Here is a 17,441-nt window from a genome sequence, read left to right as displayed (position 1 = left end):
TTACCCCTACAAAATCTAACTACAACTTAGTTCCACACTCACCACAGAAATTATGATTAGGTTGGTTTTGGGTCCCACAATTACTACAAGCAATTGATTCAACTGCGTTTCTTGGTGTCGGCTTAGGTAAACCAACCATTTGCGAGTTATTCTTACCAGGGGCTACCATTGGATAACAATTTTCATCTCTGGTAACGTGGACATTCACAATCACGGGTCCATTGTGTGCCAGCATTTCGGCAATTTTATCTGCCAACTCTTCCCGTTTAGTAATTACCATCCCCTTGATACCATAAGCCTGTGCTAAAAGCTCAATATCTGGCATTCCTACTTCCATGTTAGAAGATGAATAACGCTGTCCATAGAAAGCTTCTTGCCACTGACGCACCATTCCCTGCCAACCATTATTTAAGATTAAAGTCTTGACATTAATGCCATATTGTGCTAATGTTCCTAACTCTTGCAAACACATTTGGAAACTGGCATCACCGCTGATACAGATAACTTCTTCGTCAGGAAAAGCCACTTTTGCACCCATAGCCGCAGGAACACCAAAACCCATTGTTCCTAAACCGGCGCTAGAAATCCAGCGTCTTGGTCCATTTTTGAGGAATTGGGCAGCCCACATTTGATGTTGACCAACATCTGTAGTATAAAATGCGTGGGGGGCTTGGTTGGAAACTTCAACAATGACCTCTTGGGGGGAAATACTGTCAGCGTAATGAGGGACAATTAAAGGGTAATCTTGTCGCCAACGGTTAATCAAGTTTAACCATTCTTGGTTTTGGTTAGGTGTAGCTTTAGTATTTGCGTCTTGACATCGGCGTAATAAGTCTTTTAAGACGTTTTTAACATCACCGACAATGGGAACTTCAGGAACGCGGTTTTTACCGACTTCTGCGGGGTCAATATCAATGTGAATGACTTTAGCTAAAGAGGCAAATTCATCTAATTTACCTGTAACTCGGTCATCAAATCTCGCCCCAACGCAAATTAATAAATCGCAATCTGTAACGGCAAAGTTTGCGTAAGCTGTGCCGTGCATTCCCAACATTCCCAAGGAGAGGGGATGATGTTCGTCAAATGCACCGATACCCATTAAGGTAGTGGTGACGGGGATATTAAATAATTCTGCCAGTTCCTTGATTTCTTCGTGGGCATTGGCGGCGATCGCTCCTCCCCCAACATACAACAATGGGCGGCGACTTTCACGAATTAATTGAATGGCGGCATTAATTTGCCGAGGATTTCCCTTGACTGTAGGACGATAGCCAGGTAATTTAATTGAACCAGGTTCTACAGGTATATAATCAAATTCTTCTAGTGCCACATCTTTAGGAACATCAATTAAAACAGGTCCCGGTCTCCCCGTGCTGGCAATATGAAAAGCTTCCGCGACAATCCGTGCCATATCCTTAGTATTACGGACTACATAGGAATGCTTGACAATGGGTAAGGTAATCCCGTAAATATCTGTTTCTTGGAAAGCATCTGTACCAATAGAAGCTCTAGGTACTTGTCCCGTGACTACAATCATGGGAATAGAATCCATGTAAGCCGTAGCAATACCTGTAACTAAGTTGGTTGCTCCAGGACCAGAAGTACCAAAGCATATTCCAACTTTACCAGTAGCACGAGCATAACCGTCAGCGGCGTGTGCCGCACCTTGTTCGTGTCTAACTAAGATATGTTTGACTGCACCCGCCGCTTCTATTTTGTAGAGGTCATCATAAATTGGCAGAATTGCGCCACCGGGATAACCAAAAATATGCTCAACGCCGTGACGGAGAAGACTATCTATGAGTGCAAAACCGCCAGATGCCCGTTGGGGTAAGACAACTGGGGAGTTAGAGACAGAAGACTGGTTGTGATTTTCAGATTTTGGGGGACTGATTTGAGAAGACGAAAGCACGGTTAACCTCAAAGTATAGCTAAAATTAACGCTTAGATTCTGTATTTAAAACTTCATTTTAATGTAAGAATTCTCACAATTGCACAAGAAAGCTATATTTATTAGCATTGAGAAGGAATTATAATTGTACAATTTTTAGATCACATCTTGCAATACCCGCCGAGTATTTTGCCAAGTCCAGAAACCAACAGCCCCGACAACTATACTCATTCCTAACAAAACTGCTGATAAACCAAAGGCATTAACTAGCTTTGTTGTAATTAGCAGAGGTGCAGTAAGGGCGATGTTAATGGCATGATTTTGAAATCCAAATACCTTACCGTGCATTTCTGGTGGTGTTTGTTGCTGAATTAATGTTTGCATTGGCACGTTGATAATAGCCGCACCCACGCCCAAGAAAATGCAGACTCCTAATGCTAGGGGTTGGTTATCAATAAAGACGAATAAACTTAATGAAAAAGCCATAATCAAAAACCCAATTAAGGGCAAGGGTTTATCATGTAAGCGATGTCCAAAATTCCCCAAAATAGCAGCCCCTATCACCATACCCACCCCAGCCGCAGCTACAAAAGAGCTAAATTCTTCTGGTGCTAAATGTAACCTCGCCGCCATGCCAATGGCTAATTCTATCAAGGCGGCAAATACACAGTATAATGTGACAATTTGTAGCATGGCATTCCACACCAGCCGATTTTGTTTGAGATAGCGCAGTCCTAGCAAAAATTCAGCCCAGGGATTAATTGCGGCTGCGTTTTTATCAATATGTTTGCGTTCTTGAAAATGAATTGGCATCATAATTACGGCAGAAAGCAGATACAAGCAGCCCACTACCAATTCTTTACCAAAGCCTTGATTAAAGCTTTCAAACCAATTCAACATGGGAGTAGCCACTGCATTACCAATAATTAATGCTGCCATCATTGTGCTACTAAATAAGGCATTGGCAGCCATTAAACTCTCTCTTTTCACCAACAGCGGAATTGAAGCTTGTTCTGCGGGAGCAAAAAACTGGGTAACGGTGGATATGGCAAAGGTAAAGAATAACAGAATTGCAAATTCTCGTGGCAGGAAGGGAATTAACAACATGAATATCCCCCGCACCACATCTGAACCGACCATAATCAGTTTTTTTGGTACACGGTCAACTATCACACCACCGGCAGAACCAAACAACATTGCTGGCACTGTAAATGCCATATACAAATAAAAGCGGCCGTCTTGCCCTAGGTCATTAACAGGCAAGTATAGTTTGAGTAAGGCAATCATTAAGACAAAGAACACCTTATCTGCCAATTGAGAAATCAGTTGACCAATCCACAGAAGCATAAAACCCCTGTTTTTCAGTAATGCGGCAAAACCATTGTTAACGGTAGTAGGTTCAGTGGGAAACATTAGATACTTGGGAATGGGGGATAAATAATTACTATTTCTCTTTATAGCGTTCTAATATGAGATTGAGAAATTCAGATGCACTGAGGTAATTTTTGGGGGGAGAGAAACCAAAAGAGGGGTTTACCCACTGCCCTTGGACAGATTGGGGGGACTGCCACATTGCTAAATGGTCAACTGCTGGCTCGGCGTAAAAGTTATTTTCGCCCATGCCGAGGTAAGCTGAAGTCCAATGGGTGAAATGATCATGACTTAAACGGTGAATAGGAAAGTTACCCACTAGAGGGACTCCCCAACCATCAATGGCAATAAAAGCTTGAACATGACCTCCCAAAAGTTGCCAGGCTGTGGCCGCACCTATACCTCCAATTACACCAGCACTAAAGCAAATGAACATAACAGGCGATTTTAGCTTATTACTCAGGCGATAGCTAGGCGCTCCGAAGGAATCGCACAAAAAATGTAAAATATGAAATGTTGATAAAGTTAAATAACCCTGTCCAGGAAAAATCAGTATATCTACTTGCTTTACATTGCTAACGCTTTCACCACTTTGATGTAAGCACGCTTGGATAAAGCTTTCTGTTAATGCTGGTTCATGAATTCCAGGGCAAATAATAATGGGCATTTACTTGATTTGATATGGTGAATAATAAGGATACGTTTCGTGTAATAAATCGTGAATTAAATTAAATTTGATATTCGTTCAAGAAATCTTTTGCTGTTCTAATTGCAATTCCTTGATATGCAAATAAAATTAGTAAATCTTGATCACCTGTAATAATCACATCAGCTTTAGCAGCAATAGCAGTAGCCAAAATAATATTATCATCTGCATCTCTTAGTTCAGGAACATTCAATTGTTGAATAGGATAAAAAATCACTGATTCTTGAATAAGATTGATGACTGTGGGAACTGTTAAACTTAATGCTTTTAATTTTGGTGCTAGTTTTCTTTTATTGAATGTGCTTTCCAATTCATCTAACAATTCTTGAGACATAACAATTGTTAGTTTTTGTTGTTCACGTAAAAGTAAAATCTGATCAGGAATACCACCCCAAATGATAGCAGATACCCAAATATTTGTATCTAAAACTACTTTCATTATTGAGTATTTTCTTGGCGAACTTCTCGGACAATTTCACAAATTTCTGCTGTTGTTAAAGGATGAGGATCATTTACGGCTTCTCTTCTCTTCCTTAATTCCTGCCAATCAAATTTAGGAGCTTTTCTAAAAAAAATACCATTTTCATTTATCGTAACTGAATATTTTTCACCATTAACAAACTGTTCTCGAATTTCTGGAGGAAGTTCTAGGTTTCCTTCTGGGGTAAAGGTAATAGTAATTGTTTGTTCCATAATTACCTCATTTACTTAATTCTGAAAAAAATGGATACTATCCATAATATCATTAAATAAAACCATAAACTACTTCTTGAGTATGCAAACTGACCAATCACTAAATCTACCTCTGATGGGATGCGGAACTTGGGCTTGGGGAAACCAACTGCTCTGGGGATACAATGAAAGCATGGATAACCAGTTGCAAGAGGTATTTAATCTCTGTGTTGGCAATGGTATCACTTTATTTGATACGGGCGATTCCTACGGGACAGGCAGATTAAAGGGACGCAGTGAGTTACTTTTAGGAAAATTTGCCCAAGAATATCCAGGCATAGATAAAGAGAATATTTGCATTGCGACTAAGTTAGCTGCTTATCCTTGGAGATGGACAAGAAACTCAATTATATCAGCTTGTAATGCTTCGGCAAAAAGATTAGGTAAAAATGTTGATTTGGTGCAAATGCACTGGTCTACCGCTAATTATGCACCTTGGCAAGAGGTGGGTTTATTAGATGGTTTAGCAGATTTATATAAGCAAGGTTTGGTGAAAGGTGTCGGTTTATCTAATTACGGCACAAAAAGACTTTTATGGGTACATCAAAGATTTCAGGAAAGAGGCATATCTATTAAAACTTTGCAGGTACAATATTCACTTTTATCTACTTATCCAGTCACGGAATTAGGTTTAAAAGAAGTTTGTGATGATTTGGGAATTAAATTAATTGCTTATAGTCCTTTAGGCTTGGGTTTATTAACTGGGAAGTTTTCCGAAAATAGTAGTTTTCCTAAAGGTATTCGGGGTTTTTTATGTAAGCAGTTATTACCAGGAATGAAACCGCTTTTAGGCTGTTTGCAGGAAATAGCAAATAATAGAAATAAAACTATGTCTCAAGTGGCGATTAATTGGTGTATTAGTAAAGGGACAATTCCCATTCCTGGTGCTAAAAGTGTGGAACAAGTGAAAGATAATATTGGGGCTTTGGGGTGGTTTTTAAGTGATGGTGAGGTTGTAGAGTTGGATATTGCTGCTGATAAGGTGGAGAAGAAAATGGTGCAGAATATTTTTCAGACAAAGTGAGATAATTTTTCATAATCAGGATTATATTCTTTGATTGATTCTAATGTATATTCTGGTTCATTCTCTGCATAACATTTATTTAAGTTATTTAAAGAGAAATTATCCCAGTTTTCTGTTTCTTCTGGATTATTTTCTTCTGCTAGAATAGGAATAATAAATACTTTTGTTCCTTCTGGGATAGATAGAGGATCTAGTAATTCTATTTTTCCATTTCTAACAATTGCTAAATTTCCTAATGTCATTTGTTGATCTCCTAATTTTTAATTATTTTAGCGCTTAGTTAAGCTAACGCTCTTTATCATTAACATCTGTCGAGTATTTTATACAATGCTGTGCTGTATTTATTCTATTTTACTTGTCAAATTTAAGTAAAATTGCTAATATTAGGATTAACCGAGTAAATAAATAACACAAAATGTACATCAAGAAACTTCAAGTATTTAATTATAAGTCTTATTTCGACTCTGGGGTAATGGAATTTACGCCAGGGGTCAATATTATTGTTGGAAAAAATAATGCGGGCAAAACATCTTTACTTGAGGTGCTGACTCTGGATTTTAAAGATCAGCAGCATAGAAGTTTAAAAACATTACCAAATAAGGGAGTGACTTTAGAAGAAGAATCGAAAATAGCAATTATTTGGGAGATTAGCACAGAAGAAGTCCGAAATTTTATCAAACAGTTCTCTCCCAATGTTGGAATACCTGCACGCAAAGGAGTATCTTCAATTGGTTCTAAAGATCAATATCAGTATGAAGATGAAGATGGATATGAACCTCAAGAACATCCTGAAGATAAATTTGATCGATATATGTCTGAAGCATTGCAACAATTTAATAAAAAACTAGAACATGATTCATTGGAAATACAGTTCTTTTTATTCGCTGGTAGAAAAATGAAGAATAAAGATTTGGAAAAGTTACTTAATTTTGAGTCTTTTCCAACAGAATTTAAGAGTGATGGCAATTCTTTCTATAGAATTGAATATAAAGATAATGAAAAAATTTCTTTTTCATACGATATTACTAAAGATACAGAAGATGGTGATATATATAGGCATCGTAGCTATAAAGCAGAATTTTATGATAGTATAGGCTATCAAATGTTCAAGACATTTTCAAGTAGTATCTATAAATTTAAAGCTGAACGCCTTAATATAGATATTTGCAAATTTGAAAATAATGATCAACTCAAATCAGATGCTTCTAATCTTGCTGAAGTAATATGTATTTTACAAGGCAAAAATCCAGGGATGTTTGCAAAATTCAATAAATTAGTTTCAGAAATTATGGAGGAAATAAAATGGATTTCTGTAGTACCAAGAGATAATTCAAATGTTGAAATTATAGTTTGGACGCTAGATACTCAACTTAACAGAGATGATTTATCACTTCCTCTATCTTCATGTGGAAGTGGCGTTAGTCAAGTTTTAGCAATTGTATATATCCTAGTTTGTTCGGAAGAACCTAGAACATTAATTATTGATGAACCACAATCATTTTTACATCCAGGTGCAGCTAAAAAGATGATAGAGACTATTAAACAATTTCCCCAGCATCAATATTTTATTGCTACTCATTCACCAGATATTATCACAACGGCAGATCCTTCTAAGATTATCAAGCTGAAATATGAAAATTGTGAAACAACTGCATCAGTTATACGTGAAATAGATATAAAGTCCCAAAAGGAAATTCTAGATGAACTAGGGGTTAGATTATCAGACGTTTTTGGTGCTGATAGTGTTCTTTGGGTGGAAGGTCCGACTGAGAAAAAATGTTTTCCGCTAATCATAGAGAAATTTTTAGCAGAAATGTCATTGAAAGGCATGAAAATTTTACCTGTAGATAGTGTATCTGGTCTATTAGATGGTAAACACACATCTCTTGTTGCTAGACTTCATAAGCAACTCACATCAGGAATAAGTTTAATACCAGAGAAATCTATATTTATATTTGATAGAGAAGGTAAGACAATTACTCAGCTTAAAGACTTAGAGAGGAGCGGTTTTAATTTCTTAGAACGACCTATGTATGAAAATTACATACTTCACCCAGAAGCAATATCAGTGATAATTAATAAAGAACGAGAGAAAATATTAACTGAAATTGGTGTTGAAAATGCAGATTCTAAATGGTTAAAATCACCTATTACTAGCACTCAAGTTCAAGAATGTTTTGATAAAATTCAGCAAGAAAAACAATATTTGCTTAAAGGTGTAGAAAATGATAATTGGTTATTTAAGGTTCATGGTGCAGATGTTATTCAAAGTGTGTTTCAAGAATTGTGTGAAACTCAATTAAATTTTAATGACAACAAACCTAAATATTGTCTTCGGATTACAGACTTGATAATTAAACATCAGCCAGATTTTTTATTTGAATTGGCAGAAGAGTTAAAAAAATGTTTAAATAAAAATAAGAGGGTGTTTGAAAAGTCTAATTTATACCCACCTGGCGACTAGAAGTCGCAGCTACACAGACAAAACCCACCTTCGTGGGTTAAAGAACCTTAATTTTTCGTTAGTCCACGCACCATCTGGACTTTGCTTGTGTAGTAGCGTTCGCGAAGCGTGCCGGAGGCATCTTTATATTCGCCCAAAACTTTTCAAACATCCTCTAAGTAATTAATTGAATAACTTGCATAAACATTGACTATTGTTCATATCCATTGATTTTTCTATCAATACACATAGTAATCAGTTTTTATAAGTATTTTCTAATATCTCCAACCTCTAAACTATGCTGAGAAAATCAAACTTGTCTTTTCCAACACTTCCCAAGTCTAATTATCAACCCCAAAGCCCAGATACAGCCATAGAAGCTGATATTTGTTTGTTTAATAGGTTGAGAGAATTAACTTTAAAACAACGCCTAGAAATGTTTATTTCCCATGATAAGGGAGTAAAAAAACTATGTCTGACTGGAATTAAATTTAGACATCGTAATTTAACAATAGAAGAAATTAGAAATAAATTTACCCGTGCTGTATTAGGAGAAAAATTTACTAATGATTTTCAACCAAAAGGTATTAATGAAAATATGTGGATTCAAGATTCAATTTCTTTAGCAGGTGAATTACATCAACTTTTTGAATCAATTAATATTGATTACTATGTTAGTGAAGGTGTTGCTAGTTCTATTCATGGAGAACCACGTTCTACTCGTGATTTAGATTTGGTGATAGAAATTAAACTAAATCAAATAGATTTGCTGGTAAAAACTTTAGAAGCCGCTGGATATTATTGTCTAGCCAGTGCGGTAGAATATTTACAAAATGGTTATGGTAATATGTTAAATATTACCCATACAGAAACTATTGCTAATGCTGATATATATATTACGGATAATTCACCTTATAGTAGATCACAAATGAATAGGATAATATTAATTGATTTAGATGGAATACCTGCTTTTTGGATAGCTTCAGCCGAAGATATTATTTTACAAAAACTGCGTGGGGGAAAAGGAAGTAAATTAGAAAAACAATGGCGTGATGTTTTGGGGATAATTAAGTTACAAGGAGATAATTTGGATTATGGTTATTTAACAGAATGGGCAGAAAATTTAGATTTAGTTGCTGATTTGAGTGAGGTATTAACTCAAGCTGGGATATGAAAATCACTCCTGGTGAAAAACCCAATCTTTCTAAAAAATAAATAATCTTATGTTGATTACCCCCATAATTTGCTAAACTCCAAATTTAGAAAAGCAAACAAAAATTTGAGTATTGGGAATTGAGAGAGGTTCGCAAAGTGGTGGAAAGTGAAGACATAGAAAAAATTCATCCCCAGGATTTTTCGTGGCGGTTTTGGCCTGTTGTGCCAATTTATCCTTATGGTCAACGGCGTACTATCCGTAAAGAAGTTGTCAAAGATACCATTTGGACCTTTGATCAATTACAGGGAATTTTCTACGTAGTTGTGCCAATTCGCATGACTGTAGTTAAGCTAGAAAAAGGCGGTTTGCTGGTTTATGCACCCGTCGCACCCACGGGAGAATGTGTCCGTTTGCTGAATGAGTTGGTGGTAAAACACGGCGATGTTAAGTATATTATTTTGCCCACGATATCGGGAATAGAACATAAAGTTTTTGTTGGTCCTTTTGCGCGACGTTTTACCAATGCACAGGTTTTTGTTGCGCCCGGACAATGGAGTTTTCCGATCAATCTGCCTTTAAGTTGGTTGGGTTTACCAGGTAAACGCACTCAGATACTGCCTGAAAATAGCCAGGAAGCCCCTTTTGCTGAGGATTTTGATTATGCGATACTAGGACCCATTGATTTAGGTTTGGGTAAGTTTGCAGAGGTGGCTTTTTTTCACAAGCGATCGCACACCCTCCTACTTACAGATACTATAGTTTCAGTACCAGCAGAGCCACCAGCAATTGTCCAACTTGACCCCTATCCCTTACTCTACCACGCTAAGAATAAAGCCTTTGACATGGTTACAGATAGCCCAGCAAATCGCCTTAAAGGGTGGCAACGGGTAACATTATTCGCCTTATATTTCAGCCCCAGTGTGTTAGAAGTACCTACATGGAGTGAAGTATGGCGTGATGCCGAAAAAGCCCCAGAACGTTCGCGCAAAGCCTATTTCGGGTTTTTCCCTTTCCAATGGCGGGAAAATTGGCAAGATTCATTTGATATTTTACGAGGAAATGGGCGTGTATTTGTTGCGCCAATTTTACAAAGTTTGATTTTAAATCGCGCACCGCAGGAAACAATAAATTGGGCTGATAAAGTTGCTAATTGGGATTTTAAATGGATTATTCCCTGTCATTTTGATGCCCCAATTAAGGCAGAACCGCAACAATTTCGCCAAGCATTTGCATTTTTAGAAAAACAGCCTGTTGGGGGTTTAGTTAGTAGTAATAGTTATCCTTTACCGGAGGATGATTTTAAGTTGTTGAGAGATATTGATGCCGGGTTAAATAAGCTTGGTATTGTGCCACCTGCGAGAGATAAGGTATAGAATTATAGGGTATTATTCAAGGTTCTAAATTCAACAAATCCCTGAAAAAATTAGTTAAATTTTGAATTGCTGGAATTTGAGATTCTGTTTCAGAACTAATCCAACCGTTATCACTAATACTTGTTTGATTAGTTTTACCAGGTTTTAGAACACTTACCACTGTAGCAATTATCGCCTTTTCTTGATCAAAAGGTTTCCATTTTAAAGGCTTTTTCTTTCTCTCTTCTTCAGAAAATCTATCTACATACTCTCTCGCTCTTTGCATATATTCAGGATAAACTAAATCTCCACAGTCACATATCAAAGTATCTAAAACTCCTTGTTGAGAATTATCTGGTAATATGTAAATTCCTAATTTTGGTGAACCTGCTATGACATTACCAGTTGCATTGACTGTAATAGGAAAATTAGGAAAATATTTTTGAAAACCATGATGATATTTTTCTGCAACTTTGTTAGGTGTATCGTCATCAGCATCAGCTATAATTGCAAAAGCTAAAAGAGTAGAATAATCAATATCAGATAATTTATCATTCAAATTAGTAATTAAATTACTTCCTTCACCTGCATATAAAGCGACTGATAAAGTTTCTGTATACAAAATTGCAGGCATATCAAGTCTTACATATAAATTTCCCCCTTTAGGGTAATTAGGGATAAATTTCCGCCAAAAAGGATCTAGTTCTGATATCTTCCCATCAAATTTAGAGAAGCCTAATAATTTACACAAAATCTTAGATATAAAAGCCTGATCATGATTCCCCTCAACACCAATTAAAACATATTGCCGATTCACCAACGAACCTCCTGACCTAATTCTTCTCTTAAACGTCTTAATCTATGTCCATCATGTCTAACTACTTTTGTTTTTTCTTCCTTTGGTTCTAAGCGATAAAGCACTAAATCTGAATCTGATTCAGTAACTTCTAATAAAGCATCAACAGCTTCAAGACTATGGGTAGTTGCAAATAATTGAACATCCATTTCTGTACACCATTTAACTAACCATTGAAAAGAATTTTGCAAGGCTTCTGTATGAATTGTTGATTCCAATTCATCAATTAAGAGAATACCACCTTTGACACTGGCAAGTTTAAGAGCTATATGTAATAAGCGACGGATACCATCACCAAAAGTGCTAACTGGTGCAAGTCCCAGTCTTTCATGTTGAATATATATATTAAATCGAGAATTCATAGACTCTGGGGATAACAAAATTTCTATGTCAGAAATATTTTTATCCATCTGTTGTAATAATTTCACTACATCAGATTTAAAATTTTGAAATCTAGCTTCTGTAAGTAATCGAAACTGACCAATTGTTGAACGATGAGATGATGGAGTAACTATAGAAGTATTTAAGCTAGGCTCTCTAGTTCCAGATAATCTATATAAAGGTTCATCCTCCCATAGCAAAAAATTTTCAGTAAAGTTAGGTGATTGATCAATTAAACTTAAATGATGATCATTTGTAAATACCTCTATTTTTAAATCTATTCCTTTCCTAACTCCTGGGCTATATTCATTTTCAATTTCCTGCTCATTTTCAATTTCTTCTTCGTTTCTATCAATGGGATTTATTATATCTCTTTCTTCAGATAACCATATTCCCTCCATTTCTTCATATCTTGCTATTAACTTTTCTACGGAAAATAAACCTGTACTAGAAATAAGAATAATAGGTTTATCAGGTTCTACAATAGACGCAGAATTATGTGTAAATAACCATCTTAGTGCATCAATTGACTGAGTACGGGATACTCTAATATCCTGTTCTCGTTGACGTGCTGTACTGAGCCATACTTTAATATCTAATGGATGACAGTAAACAGATAATGCTTCTAGAACACTGGTTTTACCTGAGTTGTTAATACCAACAAGTAGGTTAATCCGTCCAATATCCTTTAGTTCTAAATCTCGAAGTCCTCTAAATTGATGAATTGTGACGTTTTCTAAATTGCTCATAGGCTTATTTTAGCTCAAGCTGTATACCATAGAATATTTTTCTAAAAGTTGTCAATATATAACATACCATATTGACAATGTAAATACAGTAATCTATCATTTATTTTATGGATGTCTACTTTATTTTAAATGGTATTACCTTCGTCTGGAACGAGGAAAAAAGTCGAAATAACCCCAGTAAACACAATGGAATAACCTTTCAACAAGCAGCAGAGGCATTTTTTGATCCATTCATCAAAATAGTAGATGCTAGTCGCAATGATGAAGCCAGAGATGCCATTATTGGTTTAGATACCCGTTGGAATCTTTTATTTGTAGTCCATATCGAATTTGAAGATGATGTAATTAGAATTATTTCAGCGCGTAAAGCCACACGCAAGGAGCGAGAATATTATGAAGATTGAAACATTAAAACAACGCTTAGACAAAAATCGCCCCATGATTACGGTTACTCTAAGAATACCAGAAGATGTAGTAGAAGAATTGAAACAACTTGCACCCATACTTGGTTTTTCTGGTTATCAACCTTTGATTCGAGCATACATTGGACAGGGAATGAGAGCAGATTTAGAAAAATTAGAAAATAATACAGTTAATGCTTTAATTGCTAGTTTAAAACGACATGGTGTGAGTGATGATGTTATTCATGAAGCATTAAATGAAGTTGTTAATAAATAAGTAAAATAGCCGAAATTAATAGTCTAATATTTCCCTAGTCACGCTCTTTAAATCTGCGTCAGCAGGGCGTTTTGTGAACTGTTCATGACTATAAATCCACACAGGCTTAATTACACAAATTTCTGAATTGACTAAATACATCAATCTAATTTGTCCAGAAGCACCTTTAGCAAGCCTCATATAATATTATAATCTGGGATTACCAAATTAGTACAATTTTACTAAAAAAGTTAACTCTGTCTGGCAAAATTATAGTTTGATAGAAAATCTAGACCTTAGAGGGTGTTTGAAAAGTCTAATTTATACCCACCTGGCGACTAGAAGTCACAGCTACACAGACAAAACCCACCTTCGTGGGTTAAATAACCTTAATTTTTCGTTAGTCCACGCACCATCTGGACTTTGCTTGTGTAGTAGCGAATTATATTCGCCCAAAACTTTTCAAACATCCTCTTAGTTAGTAGTAATAGTTATCCTTTATCAGAGGATGATTTTAAATTGTTAAGAGATATTGATACAAGTTTAAATAAAATTGCTATCCTACCACCAGCGAGGTAAAGGCTATGACTCTTGTTAAAGTAAATCGAAGACACTACCAAAGAGGGGATATTACCCGTCGAGGCATGGCCTTAGCAGTTGACTTCTTTGGTGCATGGTTTCTCAGTTCTATCGTCAGAAGTAACCAAATCGGTATTCAATTTGGACAAATCTTTATTTTTATTTTTGCTTGGATCATTTTCCGCGTCATCATAGTTTACAACAATCAAGGACAAAGTTTAGGACGTTGGGCATTTGATTTAAAGGTGCTAGAAATCGCAAATGGGGAAATAGTCAATAGAATCCCCCAATTTCAGACATTATTGCTCAGAGAAGGGGTTATTTGCTTTTCTAGCTTGTTATTATCCATTTTCTTGGGGAATATTATTCTCAATCCTGCTGCTGTCGTGCTATTGCTGCCTCTAATCATAGACGGAGGTGCAGCTTTATCGGATACTCAAATGCGTCAGGCTTTCCACGACCGCTTTTTTAGAACTATCATAGTTTCTTCCCAACGTGGTTATTCATTAGATATAAAAATTAAAAGACTAGTTGAAAAAATTCAGCGAAATGTGAGATAATAACCATTTGTGTTAATTATCTCCAGGCTTTACAGTTTGTAAGATTTATGGCTAAGAGTAAAGGTGCGCGCATAATAGTGACACTAGAATGCACCGAGTGTCGAACAAATCCAGATAAACGTTCCCGTGGTGTATCCCGTTATACCAGCACTAAAAACCGTCGGAACACAACCAACCGCTTAGAACTGAAAAAGTTCTGTACCCACTGCAACAAACACACTGTTCACAAGGAAATTAAGTAAGAATGAGTTACTATCGTCGTCGCCTTTCTCCCATTAAGCCCGGAGACCCCATTGATTACAAAGATGTAGACTTGTTGCGGAAGTTTCTTACCGAACGTGGTAAAATCCTGCCTCGGAGAATCACTGGTTTAACCTGTCAGCAACAACGCGCTCTAACTCTAGCGATTAAACGCTCTCGCATTGTGGCTTTGTTGCCTTTTATTAACGCCGAAGGTTAAGAATATTTTGGATTTTGGATTTTGGATTATTATCTAAAAAAAGTAACAGTTGTAGAGATATTGCCCGGTTACTTTGAGTCCAAAATCTAAAATTTAAGATTTAATAATCGGAAATTGCCAAAAACATTTAATAAATTCATACTCAAAGATGGTACGATATCGCTAAATTTGGGGATGAATTTGTCAATTGTCATAGCATTCCTCATAGGAAATTATTAGATAAAGGATTAAATACCCGTTATTTAATCTAAAATCTCCAGTTTAAAAATCTAAAAATATTAAAGTGCGACAGTTGTGGATAAGGGGACGTTAGTTGAATTTAGGGTTCAAAGCGATCGCCGTCTAGGAGTGGTAGATCGTCCAGACGGTAAGACTCGTTGGTTTGTAGTAGATGAAAGGGGTCAATCCCACAGCCTTGCACCGCGCCAATGTACCTACACAGTTAACGGACAGACCTATAAACCTAGCGAAATTGCTGAGTTTTTAAGTCAAGTCCAGCCTTATCTAGACCCATCGAGTCTGGAAGTAGCTTGGGAACTACTCATTGAAGATGGGGAAACTGTCACTCCCAGCCAAATGGCAAATATATTATTTTCGGAATCTACACCTCCCCAGTGTTATGCAGCCCATTGTTTGTTATCGGAAGATAAACTCTATTTCAAACAAAAAGGAGACGCTTACGAACCCCGCAGCGCGGCACAAATAGCTGAACGCAAACACCAGATTGAAGTAGAATCTCAAAAAGCAAAGGGACAGCAGGAATTTTTAGCCCGTGTAGAACAGGCACTACGGGGCGAAGCAGTAGAATGGCAACGATGGGATCGCCAGCGTTTAGATGCAATAGAGAAGTATGCAACTCTACTTGCAGATGTTGTAATGCTCAAGGTAAATTACGACTCTTTAGCTCGTGCTTGTCCGCCCCCAGTTGCAGTGTTAGAAACTATGAATATGCTGGGACGTTCTGCTACGCCCCAGGCGGCCTTTCAACTCTTGATAGATTTGGGTTTGTGGAGTCTCCATGAAAACCTGTTCCTGCGCCGTTCATCAATTTCCGTTCAATTTCCTCATCAGGTATTAGAAGTGGCGCAAGAACGTTTGGATTTCCCTCCTACAGATTTAGATACAAACCGTCTTGATCTCACACATCTCAAGGTATATACCATTGATGATGAAAGCACGACAGAAATAGACGATGGTTTGAGTTGGGAAATATTACCAGATGGTAAAGAACGGTTATGGGTACATATCGCTGATCCTACTAGATTATTAATCCCAGATGATGAGTTAGATTTAGAAGCCAGAAAACGGGGTAGTACGGTATATTTACCCACAGGGATGATTCCCATGTTTCCAGAGGTATTGGCTACAGGGCCAATGAGTTTGGTACAGGGGCAAGTGTGTTGCGCCCTCAGTTTTGGGGTGATTTTAGATGAATTTGGGGCTGTGGAAGATTATTGTATCCACACTGGTTTAATTAAGCCTACCTATCGTCTCACCTATGAAGATGTGAATGAGATGTTGGAGTTGGGAGTACAAGCAGAACCAGAAATTGAAGCGATCGCTAATTGGGCAAAAATCCGCAAAACTTGGCGTTATGGTCAAGGCGCTATCAGTATCAATATGCCCGAAGCGATGATCAAAGTCAAAGACGATGATATCAATATTGATGTTTTAGATGATTCCTCTTCTCGGCAATTAGTCGCAGAAATGATGATTCTCGCTGGGGAAGTCGCAGCGCGTTATGGTCAAACCCATAATATCCCTCTCCCCTTTCGCGGACAACCCCAACCAGAATTACCCCCAGACGAAGAATTACTGCAACTTCCCGCCGGTTTTGTGCGTTCCTGCGCTATGCGCCGCTGTATGCCTAAGAGTGAAATGAGCATTACACCTGTGCGTCACGCTGGCTTGGGTTTGGATACCTATACACAAGCTACCTCCCCCATTCGCCGTTATAGTGACTTACTCACCCACTTCCAACTAAAAGCGCATTTACGTGGTGAAGGCTTACCCTTCTCTGCTGAACAACTTAAAGAAGTGATGATGACAGTTCTGAGTACCACTCAAGAAGCGACAATGGTGGAACGACAAACTAATAGATATTACGCTTTAGAATATTTACGTCGTCATCCTGAACAAGTTTGGCAGGTAACAGTATTAATGTGGTTACGAGAAGATAGCAATTTAGCACTAATTTTATTAGAGGATTTGGGTTTACAGTTGCCTATGTCCTTCCGGCGTTCTGTCAATTTGGGAGAAAATTTATTAGTGAAGGTTAGTTTGGCTGATCCTCAAAAAGATATGATTCACTTCCAGGAAATTATGTATCAGGAAGCCCAATCAGTAATAAATTAGATATAGCAGGAAACAAGAAACAATTTTAAAATATCCTCTAAGAGGGTGTTTGAAAAGTCTAATTTATACCCACCTGGCGACTAGAAGTCACAGCTACACAGACAAAACCCACCTTCGTGGGTTAAATAACCTTAATTTTTCGTTAGTCCACGCACCATCTGGACTTTGC

General features: G+C 37.1%; 19 protein-coding genes. 10 read left to right on the top strand and 9 right to left on the bottom strand.

Features of this window, described 5'->3' with window-relative positions:
- Positions 1–19: 19 nt before the first annotated feature.
- From ilvB to EZY12_24515, 5 genes are all read right to left on the bottom strand, one after another.
- The gene (gene ilvB, locus EZY12_24535) at positions 20–1,912 is read right to left on the bottom strand and encodes a biosynthetic-type acetolactate synthase large subunit (protein QSX67776.1); all 1,893 of its coding nucleotides are present in this window, start codon (positions 1,910–1,912) and stop codon (positions 20–22) included.
- A gap of 135 nt (positions 1,913–2,047) precedes the next feature.
- Positions 2,048–3,304, bottom strand: coding sequence for an MFS transporter (locus EZY12_24530; protein QSX67775.1), 1,257 nt, complete (start codon positions 3,302–3,304; stop codon positions 2,048–2,050).
- A gap of 31 nt (positions 3,305–3,335) precedes the next feature.
- Complete coding sequence (locus EZY12_24525; GenBank protein ID QSX67774.1) at positions 3,336–3,929, bottom strand: hypothetical protein; 594 nt, start codon at positions 3,927–3,929, stop codon at positions 3,336–3,338.
- Between the two features lie 61 nt (positions 3,930–3,990).
- Positions 3,991–4,407, bottom strand: a complete 417-nt coding sequence (locus tag EZY12_24520; protein ID QSX67773.1) for a putative toxin-antitoxin system toxin component, PIN family — start codon at positions 4,405–4,407, stop codon at positions 3,991–3,993.
- The gene (locus EZY12_24515) at positions 4,407–4,661 is read right to left on the bottom strand and encodes a hypothetical protein (protein ID QSX67772.1); all 255 of its coding nucleotides are present in this window, start codon (positions 4,659–4,661) and stop codon (positions 4,407–4,409) included. The genes EZY12_24520 and EZY12_24515 overlap by 1 nt, the downstream gene beginning before the upstream one ends.
- A gap of 82 nt (positions 4,662–4,743) precedes the next feature.
- On the opposite strand from EZY12_24515, the gene EZY12_24510 reads away from it, so the two are divergent.
- On the top strand, positions 4,744–5,724 hold the full coding sequence (locus EZY12_24510; GenBank protein ID QSX67771.1) for an aldo/keto reductase: 981 nt from the start codon (positions 4,744–4,746) through the stop codon (positions 5,722–5,724).
- Here EZY12_24510 and EZY12_24505 read toward each other — a convergent pair.
- Entirely contained in the window at positions 5,712–5,966 is a 255-nt protein-coding gene (locus EZY12_24505) for a glycosyl hydrolase family 31 (protein QSX67770.1), read from the bottom strand. The two genes, EZY12_24510 and EZY12_24505, sit on opposite strands and share 13 nt — an antisense overlap.
- 173 nt (positions 5,967–6,139) lie before the next feature.
- Between EZY12_24505 and EZY12_24500 the strand changes: the two genes are divergently transcribed.
- The 3 genes from EZY12_24500 (at position 6,140) to EZY12_24490 (ending at position 10,696) form a co-directional block, all read left to right on the top strand.
- On the top strand, positions 6,140–8,188 hold the full coding sequence (locus EZY12_24500) for an AAA family ATPase (protein QSX67769.1): 2,049 nt from the start codon (positions 6,140–6,142) through the stop codon (positions 8,186–8,188).
- Between the two features lie 277 nt (positions 8,189–8,465).
- Positions 8,466–9,341: a hypothetical protein gene (locus tag EZY12_24495; protein QSX67768.1), complete on the top strand. Its 876-nt coding sequence runs from the start codon at positions 8,466–8,468 to the stop codon at positions 9,339–9,341.
- Between the two features lie 137 nt (positions 9,342–9,478).
- Positions 9,479–10,696, top strand: coding sequence for a DUF4336 domain-containing protein (locus EZY12_24490; GenBank protein ID QSX67767.1), 1,218 nt, complete (start codon positions 9,479–9,481; stop codon positions 10,694–10,696).
- A gap of 16 nt (positions 10,697–10,712) precedes the next feature.
- On the opposite strand, the gene EZY12_24485 is transcribed toward EZY12_24490, so the two are convergent.
- Together EZY12_24485 and EZY12_24480 are read right to left on the bottom strand one after the other, a co-directional pair.
- The gene (locus tag EZY12_24485) at positions 10,713–11,492 is read right to left on the bottom strand and encodes a hypothetical protein (GenBank protein ID QSX67766.1); all 780 of its coding nucleotides are present in this window, start codon (positions 11,490–11,492) and stop codon (positions 10,713–10,715) included.
- The gene (locus EZY12_24480; protein ID QSX67765.1) at positions 11,489–12,661 is read right to left on the bottom strand and encodes an AAA family ATPase; all 1,173 of its coding nucleotides are present in this window, start codon (positions 12,659–12,661) and stop codon (positions 11,489–11,491) included. Before EZY12_24480 ends, EZY12_24485 begins: the two co-directional genes overlap by 4 nt.
- Before the next feature lie 107 nt (positions 12,662–12,768).
- On the opposite strand from EZY12_24480, the gene EZY12_24475 reads away from it, so the two are divergent.
- Entirely contained in the window at positions 12,769–13,065 is a 297-nt protein-coding gene (locus tag EZY12_24475) for a BrnT family toxin (protein ID QSX67764.1), read from the top strand.
- Positions 13,055–13,339, top strand: coding sequence for a hypothetical protein (locus tag EZY12_24470; GenBank protein ID QSX67763.1), 285 nt, complete (start codon positions 13,055–13,057; stop codon positions 13,337–13,339). Before EZY12_24475 ends, EZY12_24470 begins: the two co-directional genes overlap by 11 nt.
- A 15-nt stretch (positions 13,340–13,354) precedes the next feature.
- On the opposite strand, the gene EZY12_24465 is transcribed toward EZY12_24470, so the two are convergent.
- Complete coding sequence (locus EZY12_24465) at positions 13,355–13,519, bottom strand: hypothetical protein (GenBank protein QSX67762.1); 165 nt, start codon at positions 13,517–13,519, stop codon at positions 13,355–13,357.
- 383 nt (positions 13,520–13,902) lie between these two features.
- On the opposite strand from EZY12_24465, the gene EZY12_24460 reads away from it, so the two are divergent.
- From EZY12_24460 to EZY12_24445, 4 genes are all read left to right on the top strand, one after another.
- Positions 13,903–14,457 carry an RDD family protein gene (locus tag EZY12_24460; protein ID QSX67761.1) on the top strand — a complete coding sequence of 185 codons (555 nt, stop codon included), beginning with the start codon at positions 13,903–13,905 and terminating at the stop codon, positions 14,455–14,457.
- Between the two features lie 47 nt (positions 14,458–14,504).
- Positions 14,505–14,699, top strand: coding sequence for a 50S ribosomal protein L33 (gene rpmG, locus EZY12_24455; GenBank protein ID QSX67760.1), 195 nt, complete (start codon positions 14,505–14,507; stop codon positions 14,697–14,699).
- A 2-nt stretch (positions 14,700–14,701) separates the two neighbouring features.
- The gene (rpsR, locus tag EZY12_24450; protein ID QSX67759.1) at positions 14,702–14,917 is read left to right on the top strand and encodes a 30S ribosomal protein S18; all 216 of its coding nucleotides are present in this window, start codon (positions 14,702–14,704) and stop codon (positions 14,915–14,917) included.
- Between the two features lie 294 nt (positions 14,918–15,211).
- On the top strand, positions 15,212–17,272 hold the full coding sequence (locus tag EZY12_24445; protein ID QSX67758.1) for a VacB/RNase II family 3'-5' exoribonuclease: 2,061 nt from the start codon (positions 15,212–15,214) through the stop codon (positions 17,270–17,272).
- The last annotated feature ends 169 nt before the right edge of the window (positions 17,273–17,441 follow it).

The sequence above is a fragment of the Dolichospermum sp. DET69 genome, from assembly GCA_017355425.1.
Taxonomy (GTDB): Bacteria; Cyanobacteriota; Cyanobacteriia; order Cyanobacteriales; family Nostocaceae; genus Dolichospermum.
This window is presented reverse-complemented; position numbering and strand designations above follow the sequence as displayed.